The sequence below is a fragment of the Pedobacter sp. KBW01 genome (assembly GCF_003852395.1).
In the GTDB taxonomy this organism is placed as follows: domain Bacteria; phylum Bacteroidota; class Bacteroidia; order Sphingobacteriales; family Sphingobacteriaceae; genus Pedobacter.
In genome coordinates this window covers 107,817-126,188 of the sequence record NZ_QAJQ01000020.1, presented here as the reverse complement: position 1 = coordinate 126,188, position 18,372 = coordinate 107,817, and the positions used below count along the sequence as shown (strand labels likewise).

Below are 18,372 nucleotides of genomic sequence, written 5' to 3'. Positions count from 1 at the left end.
ATCCCGACCGTAGCGGAGGGATCTGTTTTAAAAGATTTCTCCATTTCGCTGCGCTCCAGTCGAAATGACGACTATCTATCGGTTGCTTTGTGGTTCGTGTCACCACGAAACACTCTAAGTTATTCGTCATCCCAACCATAGTGGTGGGATATGTTTAAAGTAAACATGATCGTCATGCTGAACTTGTTTCAGCATCTCTTCTACTGTAAACAGACCCTGAAATAAATTCAGGGTGACGGATTGTCTATTTTATTTCAAACTCCCTGTTAATACTTTCCGTATCAAAACCTAGTTTTGGCGCAGCTTTTTTGGTAAATAACTTTCTTTGGTTCAGGCGGATCGGGCTTACCGTGGTTTTGATACTTTTTCCTCCGTCCAAATCAATCTGTTGCTCAATGTTCAGATTTTTATAGGTACTTAAAGCAGTGGCTGTTTGGTAATTGAGCACCTCCGCACACCAGATACCGTTACTTTCTAACAGGTTAACCCAATTGCTGGTATTTTCCTGTTTAAAGGTTTCTGCCAACCGTACAATTAATTTATCGCGGTTTTCGAAAGCAGAACCTGCTTCAACGTATAAATCTGTTATGTCGCAATTGATAATGGCGCAAATATTTGGCAGGTTTCCCATGGCCATGGCAATATAACCGTCTTTGGTTTCGTACATGCCATAAGGCGCACTTAAATAGGCATGCGCACTGCCTTTTGCACCGCTTCTATCTGGTAATTTTCCCCCATCGTTCAGGTAAGTGGTAATTACTTCAAACTGCACATCCAAAATCGATTCGAGCAGGCTCACTTCAACCAGTACACTTTTATTGGTTTTGGCCCTTTTAATTAAAGCTGCCATGATTCCCTGTACCAGGTGATTACCGCACATAATATCAGAAACGGATAAACCAAATGGAACGGGGCCATCGGTATCTATCCCCGATAAAAAGGTTAAACCAGAAACCGATTGTACCAATAAATCCTGGCCGGGTTTGTTTTTCCACGGCCCCTCATTGCCATAGCCGGTAACCATGCCGTAAATAATTTTTGGATTTATTTGTTGTACCCGGGCATAATCCAGGCCAATTTTCTCCATTACTCCCGGTCTGAAATTATGCGTCATCACATCCGCTTTGGCAATCAGTTTTTTAAGTTTTTCTAAATCTTGCGGATTTTTTAAATCTGCGGTATAACTTTCTTTATTGCGGTTGATGGTATGGAAAAGCAAACTGTCTTCATCCACAAACAGATTTTTGATCGATAAAGCGCGACAGGCATCGCCGGTTTGAGGTCGCTCGATTTTAATTACGCGTGCGCCTAAGTCGGCCAGTTTTAAGCCAGCCGATGGTCCTGCCAAAAACTGACAGAACTCTAAAACCAAAAGTCCTTCTAACGGCCTGTTCATGATACTGCTAAGCTTTTAGATTTTTGATATAATTCGTTCAAAACAGTTAAAACTGTTATTTCATCGCCTTTGCCCATCAAATAATCGCGCACTACATCGCCGGCATGATCCTGAAAATACATCGAACCATGATAGCGCGGACGGAGAAATGCACGTTGTAAGGCAGGTAAGGTATTTAAAAAGTAATTCTGGCTTTGCCGGTTTACTTCTTCATTTTTCCAGGCTGCCAAATGAGCTGGCTGACCTCCACTTTCGAAATATAGTGTTGACTGACAAGCTGGTGAACCAACAAACTCAGCATATCTGGCCGCCATTTCGGGATCGGCACATTTGGCAGAGATAGCCAATCCGGTGCCGCCCAGTGTGCTCCTCAAATTGGTTTTTCCATCCAGCGAGATCATATCATAAAAATGCAGCACTTTGCGCGCATAACCATTTCTCGAATAATTGGAATAACCGTAGGCAAAGGGACAATAGGCAATTTCGTCGGATAAAGTCATGGCTTCATAAACCTGAATCGGATTTCTGCTAAAGTTGGTCGGATCTATTTTTGATGCCAGTTGGCGATACATTTGCAATGCTTTTACTCCGGTTTCGATCGATACTACCTGATCATCGCTCTGGCAGGGATCTTCGCCCAGAGAGCAGCAAAGGGTATAAAAATTCATTAAAACATCAATTGGGATGCCTGCAAAAGCGACCAGACCCGCATCGGCCAGGGCTAGTAAATCTTCAAACGACTTTGGTAAAGAGAAGCCTCTTTCTGTTAATAAATCCGGCCGGCTGGCGGCAACAGGCGTAGCAGCATCAATGGGTAAAGCCCATAAATGATCATCGTAGGTATAACTTTCGTAAGATTGCCCCAGCGAATTGTTTTCCTGATCTTTTAAATAAGCCTCGCTAAGGTAAAAATCTAAAGGAACAATTGATTTGGTTTTGGCCGCAAAGCCAGCCCATGGGTGATCAATTACCAACAGATCGAAATGTTCGGCCAGTTCCTGAATAGAGAAATCGGCAAATTGTTGCAAGCTCCGCTTTTCCCAGGTGATGTTCACGTTAGGGTGCAATTCTGAAAAACGCTGTGCGGTTGCCACCATGGGCAATAACCCACGACTGTGGTTCCAGGTTATTCCTTTTAAATTAATCGTCTTCTCCACTTATTCTTATTATTTAATTTTTTTATTCCGTCATTTCGAGCGAAGTGCAATGGAGTCGAGAAATCTGATTATAGATCTCTCCATTTCGCTGCACTACAGTCGAGATGAAAACTTTCAAGCTTTCATCCCTCCGGTAACTCTCCCATTACTGCTTCGAACTGCATTTATCTCATCATTTACCCGTATTAATCACTATTGATGACGAGGACAAACCTGCTGATGTTGCTGTTAACTTAATTGTTCCTGCTTTTTCTGTAGCTTGTAAAATAGCCAGGCACAAACCATGAAAAGCTTTGCGGTAACTGGCTTTAAAAGGCTCCATACTTGCCTGAAAGCCATTGTCTACACCGGCGATAAAACCTGCACCTGCTACTTTAAAATCAACAAGGTTATCGGCATTAGGCACTACATTTCCGGCTGCATCTAAAATACGTACGGTAATAAAAGACAAATCCTTACCATCGGCTTTGATCTGTTTCCGGTCTGCTATCAATTCAATTTTGGCAGGATCGCCAGCAGTTTTTATTTCACGAACCAGAACCTCTTTTCCATTTTTACGCGATACCGCTTTGACTGTACCTGCTTCGAATTTTACGTTCCATTGTACATGAAGATCATCGTTCTGTTTTGATTTTTTGCCTAATGATTTTCCATTCAAATAGAGTTCTACCTCATCGGCCTGGTTGTAATAAGCCCAAATCTCAACCAGTTTACCCGGCTCCCAGTTCCAGTGAGGAAGGAGATGCAGTACAGGCTTATCGGTCCATTCACTTTGGTACAGATAATAAGAGTCCTTTGGGAAACCTGCTAAATCTACAATCCCGAAATACGAGCTACGTGCCGGCCATGGATAAGGTAGCGGCTCGCCAAGGTAATCAAAACCTGACCAAACGAACAGTCCCGAAACATGGTCGTATTTTTTTGCTGCTTTCCAGGTTTCTTCGTGCGTAGAGCCCCAATAGGCCGAAACATTGTCGTAGGCAGATGCCGACCATGCTGCATTCCCTTCGGTGAATTTCGTTTTTCCGTCTCTCGGCCAGCGGCGAATAGTATCGGCAGTATCGTAAAAACCTCTGGTTTCTAATGCAGAAGTGGTTTCGGTAGCCAGAAATTTAACACCCGGATAATTTTTAGGCCAGTCTTTATACAGTTTGTGGTTATAGTTTAAGCCGTAAATATCCAGGGCATTGGCCTGATAAATAAAGTTTTTCTTCGCGTCGGTTTCGGTCAGGGCCGAAATTACTGGTCGGCTTTGATCAAGGTTTTTAACGATTGAAACCAGTTCTTTTGTGATGGCTACACCAGTACTATCGAACTGTTCGCGGATCTCGTTACCAATGCTCCAAAGGATAATGGACGGATGATTACGGTCGCGGAGGATCATATCTTCCAGATCGCGCTTGTGCCATTCGGCGAAATTGAGGTTATAATCGTTTTTGTTTTTCTTCTTCGCCCACATGTCAAAAGCTTCATCCATAACCAGAAAACCCATTTTATCGCATAGGTCTAAAAATTCGGGTGCAGGCGGATTGTGAGCTGTACGGATAGCATTTACGCCCATCGCTTTCATGATTTCAAGCTGACGTTCCATGGCGCGTACATTAACAGCAGCACCTAAAGCACCTAAATCGTGATGCAGGCAAACACCCAATATTTTGGTAGGTACTCCGTTTAACGAAAAGCCCTTTTCGGCATCGAAATGGAAAGTTCGGAATCCGAATTTAGTTTCGTAAGTATCGATGGGTTTGTTGTTTTGGACAATTTGCGTAACCAGTTTATATTGAAAAGGCTTAGCCAACGACCAAAGCACCGGGTTTTTAAGCAGGCTTTCGCTGTTGACGATTAACCCTGCCGTATCTATTTTGATATTTTGTGGTTGTGTTTTTGAAATCAATTTGCCATTGGCATCGTAAATGGTGTGCACCAAAGCTACTAGCTGCAGTCTGAGGGTTTTGTTCTTGATTTGGGTTTGCACACTCACCTTGCCTTTAGTATCGGTAGTTACAAATGTTCCCCATTTGGCAACAGCCACCTTTGCTGTTGAGCTTAGCCACACATTTCTGTAAATACCCGATCCTGAATACCAGCGTGAATCGGGTTGTGCAGAATTGTCGACCTTTACTGCTATGATGTTCTTACCGGGTTTTAAAAACTGGCTGATCTCGTAAGAAAATGAGCTGTAACCATAAGGACGCTTGCCCAGATGGTGGCCGTTTACCCAAACTTCGCTGTTTTTGTAAACGCCATCAAATTCAATACTGATCAATTTGTTTTTGAAGTTGGCTGGCGCAGTAAATTCTTTTCTATACCAGCCAATACCGGTTGGTAAGCCTCCACCCTCTGGTTTTGCAGGGTTTTTCTTGTCGAACTTGCCTTCAATGCTCCAATCGTGAGGCAGTGTTAATTTCCTCCATTTCAAATCGCTATAAGTAACCGATTTTGCCTTCGGTTCATCGCCTAAGTAAAATTTCCAGTCTTTGTTAAAACTGGTTCTACTTCTGGTTTCCGTAATCCTATCGGTTGGTGTCTCACCGACCGAAGTTTGGCTATACTGGTTGGTGAGACACCAACCAGTAGGAATAATGGTCGCGGCGCAATGATATGATATCGCTAAACATGCAATTAAAAAAAATAAAATCTTATGGCTACCCCGTATTCTCATTTCTTAATTATTGAACAAAATTCACTTTACTTTTTCCTAAATCTTTCGAAGTAGCCACAGCAATGCCACGCTGGTCTTGTTTATTCACCGCGCAATAAAAGTGGTACACCACACCCTTATATTTGATCACAAATGATTTGTGTGCATAAAGCTCATCGTACTTTTCTGACGATTCGATCAGGTTGCCCCCCGTCCAGTCGGTCCAGTTTATCAGGTCTTTAGATGCCGCAAAGCGGTTAAAAGAACCTTTTCTGTCCTGCCAGAAAGCACCGAAGTAAAACATTACGTAATTATCGCCTATTTGCTGGATCACGGCATCGCCGGTAATGCCAACCGGGTGGTGAACCACCGGATCTTTCATAAAGCGTTGCCAATGGATCATATCATCTGATACCGCCATACCGATACGTTCGTACCAGCGTGTTTTTTTGTTATTCGCCAGCGAATCGCCAACAGCATTGTAGTACATTACAAAAGGATGGCCGGTTAACTTTTTCTGATCGGCAATCACCGTACTTTTAAATAGTTTATGCCGGTTTTCCCACCAGCGTACATCGCTGTCGAGCGAGCTCAATACTGGTTTATCCAATCGTTGCCATTCTTGTACTACTGAAGGATGTTTATCGGTGTATGCCATACCGATTGATAGAGGTTCTACCTCGTATCCGCGTTCTTTACCACCGAAGTACGACATCCAGTATTTGCCATTAAAGCTTTTAGCCTGGTAACTTCCACCCCATTTGATATCTAAAAGTGCGTTGTAACCGGCTTTTTGGTTATCGTCCCATTTACCTGAATCAGCAAACGACATTAACTTACCCTGCTTTTCCCAGTGCAATAAATCGCTGCTTTTGGCCATCGAGGTTTCGTAACCTCTGCCGCTAAAAATCAGGTAAGTCATGTACCAGTATTTACCTTTTCTAAATATGGTTGGGCAATCCATTTTATGGTCTTTGTCGTTCGGAACCATTACCAACCCGTATTTGAAAGGGGTTTTAACTTCCTGGTAAATCTTTTTCATCTCTGCAGCGGAAACTGGATTTTTAGCTTCCTGGGCCCCCGCTGTAGCCGCCGTTAACATGCCAATTAGATATATCCAGATCGTTCTCATGTTATTTCACCTTAAATTTATAATAACCTGAACCGATAGCCACCTGCATTCTGCCATTAGCTATACCCATGTTTTGGAAGGCTGAATTACTGGCTTCTGAAAGACTTTGCTGAGGAGAAACCGGAATATAAACCACAGCAGTGGTATTTACCGGAATGTTTACTGCTATCTCAAAACCATCAGCCGTTTTTTTCCAGTCGGTTGAAATGTTCCCATAAACAGACTGGTAGGCCGTATGGGCGGAAGTTAAATCGCCGGCCACTTCCGGATAGATTTTAATCCGGTTAAAGGCTACCGAATTTTCATCCTGGCGGATCCCGCCAACCCCGCTGTAGAACCATTCCATCAAATGCCCTAGCATGAAATGATTATTTGAAACACTGGGTAATGCCGCCCAGCTTTCGGTTAAGGCAGTAGCGCCTTTGGTCAGTTGCATGCCATACCCCGGAACATCAATACGACTGTTCATATCGAAAATCACATCCGAGTGGCCAGCATCTTCTAAAACCCGCAACACATAGCGGTAACCAATGTCGCCTGCGGTTAAGCTATTGTTGTTGTTTTTGATGTCTTTGATGAGGTTATCGATTACTGCCTGCTTATCTTTTTCTTCAACCAGCCCCATATAAACGGCCATGGCATTTGCTGTTTGACTGCCAGAGCCATATTGTTTGGTTTGCGTATTAAAGAATTTGTTGTTAAATGCTTCACGTACCAATACCGCACGATTGGCATAAGCCAGTGCATCGGCTTTTTTACCCAATAAAGTCGCTATTTTTTCGAGTACTTTTAAATCGTAATGATAAATGGCAGTAGCCGTAATCCCCATTGGGGTGAGCTGCGAAACGCCCGGAGGTTTTGGTCCGAGGTCATACCAGTCGCCCAAACCTTGCGAAAGGATGTGTTTATCGGCTTTTGTACCTAAGTATTGAATGTAACGCTGCATGGTTGGGTAATGATCAACCAAAGTTTGTTTATCGCCGTACCATTTGTACAAATCCCAGGGTACCAGAATACTGCTGCTTCCCCACTCAGGCGAATCGCGGAACATATCGCCACCCCATTCGAATTTAACATATTCGGGTGCGATTTCGGGCACCAGACCATTGGCCAGCTGTGAGTTTTGCATATCCACCGCTGCTTTTTCAAACAAAGGTGCCGCGGCATAATTGTAATTTACCGAGCTGCCCATTAAATGCAGCTGTTCCAGCCAGCCCAGTTTTTCGCGGTGCGGACAATCGGTAAATACGCTTACCATATTGCTTTTTATTCCCCAGTTAATCAGGTTAAAGGTTTTGTTGAATAATTCGCTGGAAGATGAAAATTTACCAACTGTTTCGGCAGCATTGCGTATATGAAGGCCTTTTAAATCGTGAATCACAGCTTTCTTGGATGGATTTTCTTTTCCCACTGGTACGCCCCCTTTAACCTGTAGGTACCTGAAACCGCTATAAAAAAATCTCGGTCGCCAGGTTTCTACGCCACTACCTTTTAAAATATAGGTGAAATATGAGGGGCCGCCCATGTTTTTCTGGGTAGCAGTGCCATCTTCTTTTAAAAGTTCTGCAGGTGTAATGCGGATGGTATCGCCTTTTTTGCCACTTACTTTAAGTTCAATATTGCCCGAAGCATTTTGTCCGAGATCATAAACCCATTCGCCATTAGCAGTTTGGGTAATCTGCTGTGCCTGAAAATGATCGAAAATTTTTAAAGGTTCTTCTTTTTGTGCATTTAGCTTTGGCCCGTCAGCTAGCATGGCAGCTTTCCATTTGCTATCGTTAAAAAGCGGCAGGTTCCAGTCTTTTTGCTCTAAAGTGGCATTGTAATCTTCGCCTCCGTAAATGCTCGAAAAAGTAACTGGCGAAGGTGCCGTTTTCCAGCTTTGGTTGCTGATTACATTTGCTGAAGTTCCATCGCTATACTCAATAAACAAACGACAAATCATTTTTGGGAAGCCGTAGGCAACTTTTAGTTTCCGGTACCTTTCTTTTACCGGTGGAATGTAGTAAAAACCATTGCCTAACATTACCCCAACCGCATTCGAACCTTTTTTAAGGTGCTGAGTAATATCGTAGGTTACATATAAGGCTTCGCGGTCGTATTTTGTCCAGCCGGGAGCTAAAAAATCATTTCCTACCTTTTTGCCGTTCAAAGTCATTTCGAAATGGCCTAAGCCCGAAATAAATGCCGTTGCCTTTTTAATGGTTTTGCTAACGGTAAAACCTTTGCGAAACATGGGCAGAATATTATTGCCATTAAACTTATCCTTTTTACCATCTGTAGGTAACGCATTAACGTTAGAATCGGCCAGTTTTTCGTAGGCAATCCATTTAGCACCTTTCCAGTCAGAAATGTTTAACAAGCCCATCCCGAAAAAAGCCGGTTCGCTCCAGGCAGACTCATTCCCCAAATTATCCCATACTTTAATTTTCCAGTAGTATTTTGTTGCCGGTAATAATTTTTGACCCTTATATTTTATCTGGATAGATTGATTGGTAATGGTTTTTTTAGAATCCCAAACATCGCCTTTGTTTTGCTTTAAAGTGCTCAGGTTTGTGGCCACTAAAATCTGATATCCCTTTTGCAGCACATTATGACGCGGAGACACCAACTGCCAGCTTAAATGTGGCTGAGCAAGGTCGATTCCAAGAGGATTTGAGCGGTATTCGCAGCTTAGGCGCGACACCTTAATCTCCTGGGCAAACAGCGAAAAAGTGAAAAGGTAAAGAAAAGAAAAGATTACAAGTTTGTTCATTAGCCCTATGGTATTGCTCTCGATGCTTTGATTTAGGTTTATAGTTGGTTATCGTGTTCAATTTAGTTAGAAATAAATTCCCGGCCCGTATTAAATAAGCTGTAGAATTTGCTTAACTTTAAATTTTACATGTAATTCAAATATAAATCTTTTTTTTAAATATGAAAACATATATTGTTGTAATAATTATATAATTTCGTTCTGAACGAGAAATATGAAAGCATTTTGTATGTTTGAAACTGTAAAAAACACGATACAACCAAATTAAACCTGTATGAAAGAAAATGAATCGAAGTATCAGGCACCAGCTTTAGATAAAGGACTTGATATTTTAGAGTACCTGTCGTCTCAATCCATCCCACTATCACAAACCGAAATAGCCATTGGTATAGAAAAAACACCCAATGAGATTTACCGGATGTTAATGAGTTTGGAAAGCCGCGGTTATATTCTGCGCGATGAGGTTTCGGGGAAATACCGGTTATCGCTTAAACTTTTTTACCTGTCGCACCGCCACTCACCTATTGATGAGCTAAGGAAAGCCGCACAGTTTCCTTTAGAAGAACTGGCCAATTCGATACGGCAATCGTGTCACCTGAGTATTCTGTACATGAACCAGGTAATGGTAATTATCCACGCCAAAAGCCCGGGGCCAATTGCGCTTTCCATCGAAGAAGGGAATTTGTTTCCTTTGCCATTAACTGCATCGGGTAAAGTGTTACTCGCTTATATGCCGGAAGCAGAAAGGAATACCGTGCTGAAAAACAATACCATTTTTAAAAAATATGCCAAACCACAGCAGGAAGATTTCTTAAGTTCTTTAGCTGATATTCAACAAACAGGCTCTTATTTCAAAAACAGTGATGCTGTTTCGGGCGTAACTGATATTTCTGTGCCCATTGGTATTGCCAATAATAAAGGGATTATTGCCTGTTTAACCATTTCGATGCTGAATGCTCTAAATGCCGATCAGGCTATCGAAAGCGATGTGATTTTGGCCGAAGCCAATAAATGCGTTAAAAAAATAGAACAAAGAATTGGGGTTTAGGCGTTTGCGTTGGGTTTAAATCCAATGCAAACTCAGGCATAATTATATTGTTAAAATGTTTGATATTTAATTAAATGTATATATGTTTGTACATATAGATTAACTAACAAATAGCGGCTTCAGTATGGAGCAGCATAAACAATATAAACTACAACCCTATGAATAAAAATATAGCATTAGCCATGCTGGTTGCATTAGCCGTACCCGGTACATCGTTGGCTCAAACCGAAGCTATTGCGCCAAAAGCACAAAAAAATGTAACACCGGCTGTAATGAATCAGGTTAAAACCATGGCCGAAGCATTGATTAAAAAAGGTTTTACCGCAGGCGATGGTTATGGTGAAGTATGGATCAGGGATTTGAATACCTTTATCGAATTGAGCTGTAAGGTTAACGATAAATCGCAGATTAGGAAACACCTGATTACATTTTTCCAGTTTCAGCAGGCTGATGGATCTATTCTGGATGGCTATATCCCGTCAAAACAGGCTGGCTCGGAAGGTACTTTTTATAAATCAGACCTTGTACCGGGATATCTTGGACATAAAAATACGGTAGAAACCGATCAGGAAACCTCCTTGATTCAGGCTATTGCAAAGTATATCAATATTACAGGCGATAAATCCATTTTAAATGAGCAGGTAGCCGGCTTACCGGTTAAAAAGCAAATGGAAAGGGCTATGGATTTTCTGTTGAAAGAAAGGTTTAACGAGAAATATGGCTTGATTTGGGGTGCCACTACTGCCGATTGGGGCGATGTACAACCCGAGCAAGGCTGGGGCGTGGTAATTGACGAGAATACCCATAGGGCGATTGATATTTACGATAATGCCATGTTTTTAATTGCGATAAACGATTTTATTGCGGTTGGCGATTTAAATCCTGCAGAGATTACCAAATGGAAAGGCATTTACAAAAGCGTTCGCCAGAATATCAACAAGTATTTATGGGATGATAAAGCCCAGAAATATATCCCGCATCTTTATTTAAATGGCTCCCCTTTTCCGGCTTCGTTCGATGAATCGAAAGTTTACTATCACGGTGGTACAGCGGTTGCCATTGAAGCGGGTTTGCTAAGCAAAAAACAGGTAAAGGAAGCTTATGAAAAAATGCAGAAAAACGTAAAAGACGCCAATGCTGCAACCATCGGCCTTACACTCTACCCTGTTTACCCGGCCGGTACCTTTCAAAATAAAGTAATGGGGCCATATTCTTACCAAAATGGTGGCGATTGGACCTGGTTTGGAGGCAGAATGGTTACCCAGCTAATCAGGTATAATTTATTGGCAGAAGCCAAGGAAGCACTAGACCCGATGCTGGCCCGTGTAATCAGCAATAATGGATTTTACGAATGGTATACACCCGACAATAAACCAAAAGGTTCATCAAGTTTTAGGGGCGAAGCCGGCGTATTGTGGACCGCAATAACAGCACTGGAGAAAAAGAAGTAGTTTCTAAGTAAAAGCTGAAAAAGGGATAGTAAACCAGGTGTTTGCTATCCCTTTTTTTGAGGGATCGTCATTCCCGCGCAGGCGGGAATCTTAAAACGATTACTAATTGAAATTAAATTGATGCTAATGAATTCTCCCTCGAAATGACGATCCCGGAGTAAAAGATCAATACGTATCTTTTGGTTCTTTACCCAGCTTTACTACTAACTTCCCGCCATTTTGGATATCTTTAAGTTTCATAAATGGAGCTTTTAAAGCATTGCCATTCAGTGTAAAAGACTGTACATACCGGTTTTCGCTATTATTATTAAGGGTTATAATTTCGAAATCTTTACCGCTGAAATATTTCTTATTGCCTTTGATTCTGATCGTATTGAAAACTGGCGCGGAGAGGCCTGTTTCTGGCGAGGCATCGGTAAAGCCCTTTACATCAAAAATACCCATCGAAGCCATTACATACCAGGCACCAAGCTGCCCCTGGTCTTCATCTTGCCCGTATCCGTAACCGTGAATACCTTCGGTGCCATAAAATTCATCCATAATTTTTCTTACCCATTTTTGCGTAAGCGATGGTTTGCCTGAAAAATTAAAGAGCCATGAAGTGTGCAGGTTGGGTTGATTACCGTGGTTGTAAAGCCCTTCAAGTCCCGAAAAAGCATCTAATGTTGTGCCACCTCCAAATTTATTTTTTTCAGATACGGTGAAAATGCTATCCAGTCTGCTGTTAAAATCAGCTTTACCAATGGCTGCAATCAAAGCATCCGGGTTTTGGGGAACGTAAAAAGTATATTGCCATGCATTTCCTTCCTGAAAACCTCTCCAGGCCTGTTTAGGATTGAAGTTGGATATAAAATGGCCATGCTCATCTTTTGGTCTGATGAATTTGGTTGCAGGATCTAAAATGGTTTTCCAGGCATTGGAAAGTGTAGTTAACTTCTGGTAATCGGCTGTTTTATTTAAAAGTTTTGCCCATTGGCCAACTGCGTAGCAGCTGAATGCATACTCTAAGGTATGCGAGGCCGAAAACTGCCAGCGTTCGCTGGCACCACTACCGCTATCCAAATGATTAACGTAACCATATTTCAAAAACCGATCTAAATCGGGCTTTCCTGCACCAAATGGCCGGTTTTGAAACGTTAATTCATTTTTGAGCGCAGCCTGATAAGCAGTTTTGATATCAAAATCGCGGATTCCTGAGTTGTATGCTGCTGCCATCGCTAAGCTCACGAAGTTGGTACCCACGCCTGATACATAGCGGCTATTGGCAATCCCGTCAGATAGCCAGCCCGAATCTTTATACACCAGCAACTGACTTTTAACCCAATCTGAATAATACTCAGGATAAGCTACAGCCCACAGCTGGGTTAAATTCCAGAAAGCGCCCCAAATTGCATCGGTATTGTAATGGTTATGTAGCGGAACATGGTTCTTATCCAGCGGAATCTGACCAATCCCTCCATCATTTTTAGGATAAGCCCCATTTACATCGCTGGCCAAACCACGTCCCGATAAGGCATGGTATAATCCGGTATAAAACTTCGTCAGATCTGCTTTATTTGCCGAAGTTACCCTGATTCTTCCCAGGTAGCTGGCCCATGTATTTAAGGCCTGTGCCTTAGCCTGATCAAAAGAAAGGTTTGAAGCTTCTTTAGCCAGGTTTAGCCTAGCGTTTGCGATTGATGTATACGAAAGCCCGGCTTTTAAGGTAATGCTTTCCTGCTCTTTTGTAGCAAAAGTAAGATATAAGCCAGCTCCTTTGCCACTGGTACTTTTGTTTCCTGTGGTAATTTCGCCACCGTTAAATGTGCCAAATTTTAAAGGCTTTTTACTGGCTACAGCAGAGAAGTACATTTTTACGTCGGCACCGGGCTGATATTTTTGTACATATACCGGCCTCGTAATTACATAACCTTCAATTCTGCCATCACTGGTGAGGTAAACCCTTGCATCACTTACCTCTCCGCTCTCTCCCTGCTGGTGGCCGATATCGAAAAGGATGTGTGCTTCGGTTGATTTTGGAAAAGTATAGCGATGAAAAGCCACCCTTTTAGTAGCCGTTAATTCGGCTTTAATGCCATAATCTTTCAACAACACCGAATAATAGCCGGGTGTGGCAGTTTCGTCTTTATGATCGAAAGCAGAACGGTAACCGGTTTCGGGATGTTCCAAAGCTCCTGCCAGGGTTTGCAGTTTTCCGGTGGATGGTGCAAAAACAACCCCGCCAATCTGAAATTCGTGAAAATTGGCAAAACCTTCGATAGAAGTATGCCTTTGGTCGTATCCTACAGCTTCCCAGCCACTTTTATTGCCATAAGAGCCGTTGGTTGATGGTGCGGCTTTAGCCATCCCAAAGGGAACTGCCCCGGGTGTAAAATAAAACCAGCGGCTGTGCGCTGTACCAATGCGTGGATCGGCATAAGCCAGCAAATCGTGGTCTGACTGTGCTTTAATCGGTTTGTAAAATAAATTAAGCAGCAGTAAAACAGCAAGTTTGTGCTTTAAATTCATAGGTGGAGTTCTTTTTAGTGAAAAAAAACAGGCTTATCGGCTTCCTCTTTCCAGTCATTTTCTATCTCTTCAAGCGATTTACCTTTGGTTTCTGGAAGCAATTTATAAACTGCAATAAAGGCTACGATACAGAAGAAGGCAAAAAACCAGAAAGTACCCGCGCTACCCAGTTCGTTTAGCAAGATTGGTGTAATTTGCCCTACGATGGTATCGGCTACCCACATAACCATAATGCTGATGGCCAATGCCCTTCCGCGGATGGCTCCGGGAAATATCTCAGCCGCAACCACGAATTTTAAGGGGCCAATTGAGCAGGCAAAAAAGGCAAGGAAAGCCAAAACGCATACCAAAAGCCAAATGCTTGAAGTTGCGTTAAAATAAAAGCATATACCGGTTAAGATCAGTGAAATCGCAGCTCCGGCAGTTCCGTATAAATAAAGTGGCCTTCTGCCCCAGCTATCCACTTTCCAGATGGCGAACAGGGTAAAAAGTACGTTGGCCAGACCAAAAATAACCTGGCTGATAAGCGAATTACTTAACGAAATGCCCGCATTACCGAGTATTCTTGGTCCGTAATATATAATGGCATTAATGCCGCTAAACTGCGAAAATAAGGGCAATAAGATGCCGATTAACAAGGCTTTACGCATTGTTGGTGCAAATAATTCTTTATATGAATTTTTAGTGCCGTTGTTTTCAGTTGCAAACTGATTGGGATCAATTTCTGAAGGCGCTTGTCGGTTAATTTTACTGATAATTAAGGTGCCTGCGGCGATATGGCCTTTTTGTATCAGCCAGCGTGGACTCTCCGGAATGAGCAATAATCCAAATAAAAATAAAACAGCAGGCAGCACACCCATACCCAACATACCCCGCCAAGCTTCCTGATTGAAAAGCTTGCTCCAGGCAGAAGTATCAGTGAGAGCCGTCGAAGCACCGCTTAATAAAGCCGCATTACTGAGGTAAGCCACCAGGATACCCAGTGTAACTGCAAACTGATAGTAGGTAACTAAACGGCCTCTAATGTGTGCAGGTGCGATTTCAGAAATGTATAATGGCACTACATTGGAGGCAATGCCGATGCCAATACCGCCTAACAGTCGGAATGCGATAACGCCCGGCAGATTGGGAAGTAATGCACAACCCAGGGCCGATGCAACAAAAAGGATAGCGGTTAAAATCAGCGGTTTTTTCCTTCCAAACCTGTCGCTCAGTTCGCCCGAAAGGGCTACCCCGATGATGCAGCCCAACAAGGCCGAAGATACAAACCATCCTTCCTGAGAGGCACTTAATGCAAACTGCTTTTGTACCAGCGGTAAAACTCCTGATATAACGGCCATATCGAAGCCGAATAAAAAGCCGCCCAGCGATGCTACCAGCGTTATTAAAAAAACACGGCTTCTTTTTTGCTCACTCATAATTTCTATTTTGGTTAAAAATTTAATTCGTTTGACAATGGATTACAAATCCACATCAAATCTGACCGCTGTTTTATAAAGTTACAGCAGTCAGATCATCTTTTACAAATGCTTTAATTACTTTAGCCTTTCCACTCCCCGTATTAATCAGCGTATAACTTTCGGCTGCAGCCGGAACAACAAAAGTTTCGGCATAATGGAATTCACTAAGCTGGCCATCTGTATTTTTTAATTTGATGGTTGTACCTTCCACCAGCATCAAAATATGGCAGGCATTATTGGTTTTTACCGTGATTTCAGTGTCAAACTCCATGCGGTGAATATCATAAAAATGTTCGCGGTGTGTTGGCAGATGGATCAACTCCCAATCCTCTCCTTTTTCAATTACCGATGGTTTCGAAATCAGCTCGTTGGTTACCACCTTCCCTTTTCTGTTAAAGTCAAGGTTTTTAAAAGCATGTTCAATGTTAATTGGCCGGGGCTGACCATCCAGACCTAAACGAACCCAATCGTACATTTTAAAGGTAAAAATATACGGTGTTGCACTGATTTCGAGTACCATGTTGTTGGCACCGGCACTGTGCACCGTACGGTTTGGAATTAAAAAAAGATCATGTTTCTGCGCATCGTGTACCTGCACAAAATCTTCAATGTTTATTTCTTGTCTTAGCTGCTGACTTTTAACTAAAGCCTGATTAAATTCGATTGGATTGATATCTTCCTGAAAACCCAGGTAAACTTTCGCATCCTCCTTACATTCAAGAATATAATAAGTTTCATCCTGCGTAATGTTTTCGCCAAATTCTTCGCGGATGTATTTCAATGAAGGGTGACATTGGATGGAAAGATTTCCACCACTCATCGTATCGAGAAAATCAAACCTGATCGGAAATTCGGTGCCAAAAACCGAAGCATGTTTGCCCAATACAGCCTGATTTTCGCTAAACATCAGAAAATCAAAAGCAACCTCTAACAGGTTCCCGTTACTTTCGAATACTATGCCGTTTTCGGGAACAATCATTTCGAAAGACCAGGCATAATTTACTTCATCTTTATTTAAACCTTTAATGTTTTCCTGCAACCAGTGACCGCCCCATGCGCCTGCTTCGAACCATGGCCTAACCCGAAATACCGACTGGCTGATGTGTTTTAAGCCTTTCTTCAGTTCATTTGCCGCGATCCACTTTACCGATGATTTGTGCTGGGCATCTGCAACGATACTAATGCGGTTTAAAATTTCCGCTTTGTGTTTATTCAGCACTTCCCAATCTACAAAATAAAAGCGCTTATACATTTCGAAAGCACTCGCAGTAGTAGTAGCTCCCAGGTTAGTTACCGAGCCCGCACGCATGCGGTACTGGATTTCATTTTTAGGGATATCGAGGTAAATGATAGGTGCATCCCAATTCACTAATGAGGCACCCATTCCAATTACAATATTTATTTCACAAGCAGTATCGGGTTGGCTTTGGGTGAATCCGGGTTCGAAAAAATCGGCAAGCTTAAGCGTAGTTTTTTTACCCCAAACACTTTTAGCTTCGCCCAGAAAAGGATTTACCGATTCTTGTACCACATCTGCACTTTTCATTTGGCTTGTTGTACGCAGCCAGTTAACTTTTAGATTCTTATTGGTAAAGATTTGTTGTAAAGCCAGTTCTGTTTCGCGCCAGAAAACACCAACATAACCATCTATAATTACTGTTCTTTTTTCAATAATCCACGAGGCCAATGCAGCATAACCATCAAATATTTTTCCCTCACCCAAAGCATGTACCGGGTACAGGTTATAACCATCTGCAGGCTGATTGAAATGATTGATATTTTCTGGTAAAATCTTTTCTCCACTTTGTCTCCATTGTTCAGTGGTGCGTGTTTCCTGAGGATTATTTTTTACTTCCATAAACGGGCTACTATCTTATTAAAGAACAAATGTATGTATGTATGTACATTTATCCTAATGTTTTATTCAATTTCTTTTATCCAGATTGAATAATAACCTTTTAACTACCATCAGTTACTTTAAATGGAAATAAGGATGCATACATGTGTTGTTGTTTGTACATGCTTTTTCTATCTTTGTTTCAACAGCATAAGCATAATTGTAGTACTTAAAGCATTGCTGCATAAAAAATGAAATTTTCAATCGATCATAAAAGCCCTGTGCCTTTGCACATTCAGGCAGAAGAATTATTGCGGAATCTGATTAAAGATCCTGAATATGCCACTAAATTTCTGCCTAATGAAGTGGATATGGCTAAGCAGCTGGCCATATCGAGAACAACGCTGCGCCAGGCCTTAAACAAATTGGTTTATGAAGGCTTGCTGATCCGTAAAAAAGGTATAGGTACTAAGGTTGCTGAGGTTTCGGTTAGTTCGAAAGCGAGTAACTGGTTAAGTTTTTCGCAAGAAATGCAGGCAAGAGGCATTCCGATTAAAAATTTCGAACTTCACATCAGCTGGGTATATGCAGATGAGAAACTGGCCCATTTCTTTGATATTGGTACGGATAAAAAGGTTCTTAAACTGGAGCGTTTAAGGGGAAAAGAGGAAGGCCCTTTTGTTTATTTCATCTCTTACTTTCACCCCAGGATTGGCCTAACGGGTGATGAAGATTTTAAACGCCCTTTGTATGAAATCCTGGAAAGAGACCATTCGATAATTGCGAATTTATCGAAAGAGGAAATTAGCGCCAAAGCTGCTGATAAATTTATGGCCTCTAAACTGGATGTTGAGGTTGGGAGTCCCCTGCTTTTTAGAAAACGTTATGTTTTTGATCAGGGAGAACGGCCAATTGAATATAATTTAGGCTATTACCATGCCGATAGTTTTGTGTACACTGTAGAAAGCAGACGGGATAGTTAAGCTG

At 42.1% G+C, this 18,372-nt stretch carries 11 protein-coding genes; 3 read left to right on the top strand and 8 right to left on the bottom strand.

The genetic code is table 11. The features are described 5' to 3' along the window. Nucleotides 1-244 precede the first annotated feature (244 nt). The 5 genes from DBR40_RS19485 to DBR40_RS19465 all read right to left on the bottom strand — a co-directional run bounded on the left by DBR40_RS19485 (nucleotide 245) and on the right by DBR40_RS19465 (nucleotide 9,081). Nucleotides 245-1,396, bottom strand: coding sequence for a CaiB/BaiF CoA transferase family protein (locus DBR40_RS19485; protein ID WP_124561420.1), 1,152 nt, complete (start codon nucleotides 1,394-1,396; stop codon nucleotides 245-247). Further along, the gene (locus DBR40_RS19480; RefSeq protein WP_124561419.1) at nucleotides 1,393-2,553 is read right to left on the bottom strand and encodes an ABC transporter substrate-binding protein; all 1,161 of its coding nucleotides are present in this window, start codon (nucleotides 2,551-2,553) and stop codon (nucleotides 1,393-1,395) included. The genes DBR40_RS19485 and DBR40_RS19480 overlap by 4 nt, the downstream gene beginning before the upstream one ends. A gap of 172 nt (nucleotides 2,554-2,725) precedes the next feature. Continuing rightward, a complete protein-coding gene (locus tag DBR40_RS19475) occupies nucleotides 2,726-5,215 on the bottom strand; it encodes a sugar-binding domain-containing protein (protein ID WP_124561418.1) in 2,490 nt (829 codons plus the stop codon). 7 nt (nucleotides 5,216-5,222) lie between these two features. Next, on the bottom strand, nucleotides 5,223-6,326 hold the full coding sequence (locus DBR40_RS19470; protein WP_124561417.1) for a glycosylase: 1,104 nt from the start codon (nucleotides 6,324-6,326) through the stop codon (nucleotides 5,223-5,225). 1 nt (nucleotide 6,327) lies between these two features. Then, nucleotides 6,328-9,081, bottom strand: a complete 2,754-nt coding sequence (locus tag DBR40_RS19465) for a family 78 glycoside hydrolase catalytic domain (RefSeq protein ID WP_124561416.1) — start codon at nucleotides 9,079-9,081, stop codon at nucleotides 6,328-6,330. A 274-nt stretch (nucleotides 9,082-9,355) separates the two neighbouring features. Between DBR40_RS19465 and DBR40_RS19460 the strand changes: the two genes are divergently transcribed. Beyond that, entirely contained in the window at nucleotides 9,356-10,129 is a 774-nt protein-coding gene (locus DBR40_RS19460) for an IclR family transcriptional regulator (RefSeq protein ID WP_124561415.1), read from the top strand. Nucleotides 10,130-10,287: 158 nt separating this feature from the next. Next, a complete protein-coding gene (locus tag DBR40_RS19455; protein ID WP_124561414.1) occupies nucleotides 10,288-11,580 on the top strand; it encodes a GH36-type glycosyl hydrolase domain-containing protein in 1,293 nt (430 codons plus the stop codon). 165 nt (nucleotides 11,581-11,745) lie between these two features. Here DBR40_RS19455 and DBR40_RS19450 read toward each other — a convergent pair whose 3' ends face one another. The 3 genes from DBR40_RS19450 to DBR40_RS19440 all read right to left on the bottom strand — a co-directional run bounded on the left by DBR40_RS19450 (nucleotide 11,746) and on the right by DBR40_RS19440 (nucleotide 17,406). Beyond that, on the bottom strand, nucleotides 11,746-14,088 hold the full coding sequence (locus DBR40_RS19450) for a GH92 family glycosyl hydrolase (protein WP_124561413.1): 2,343 nt from the start codon (nucleotides 14,086-14,088) through the stop codon (nucleotides 11,746-11,748). 14 nt (nucleotides 14,089-14,102) lie between these two features. After that, on the bottom strand, nucleotides 14,103-15,506 hold the full coding sequence (locus DBR40_RS19445) for a sugar porter family MFS transporter (protein ID WP_124561412.1): 1,404 nt from the start codon (nucleotides 15,504-15,506) through the stop codon (nucleotides 14,103-14,105). Nucleotides 15,507-15,579: 73 nt separating this feature from the next. Further along, nucleotides 15,580-17,406 (bottom strand): class I mannose-6-phosphate isomerase, encoded by a 1,827-nt coding sequence (locus DBR40_RS19440; RefSeq protein WP_124561411.1) that lies wholly within the window; start codon nucleotides 17,404-17,406, stop codon nucleotides 15,580-15,582. Nucleotides 17,407-17,636: 230 nt separating this feature from the next. Here DBR40_RS19440 and DBR40_RS19435 point away from each other — a divergent pair, with 230 nt between their 5' ends. Then, complete coding sequence (locus DBR40_RS19435; RefSeq protein ID WP_124561410.1) at nucleotides 17,637-18,368, top strand: GntR family transcriptional regulator; 732 nt, start codon at nucleotides 17,637-17,639, stop codon at nucleotides 18,366-18,368. The last annotated feature ends 4 nt before the right edge of the window (nucleotides 18,369-18,372 follow it).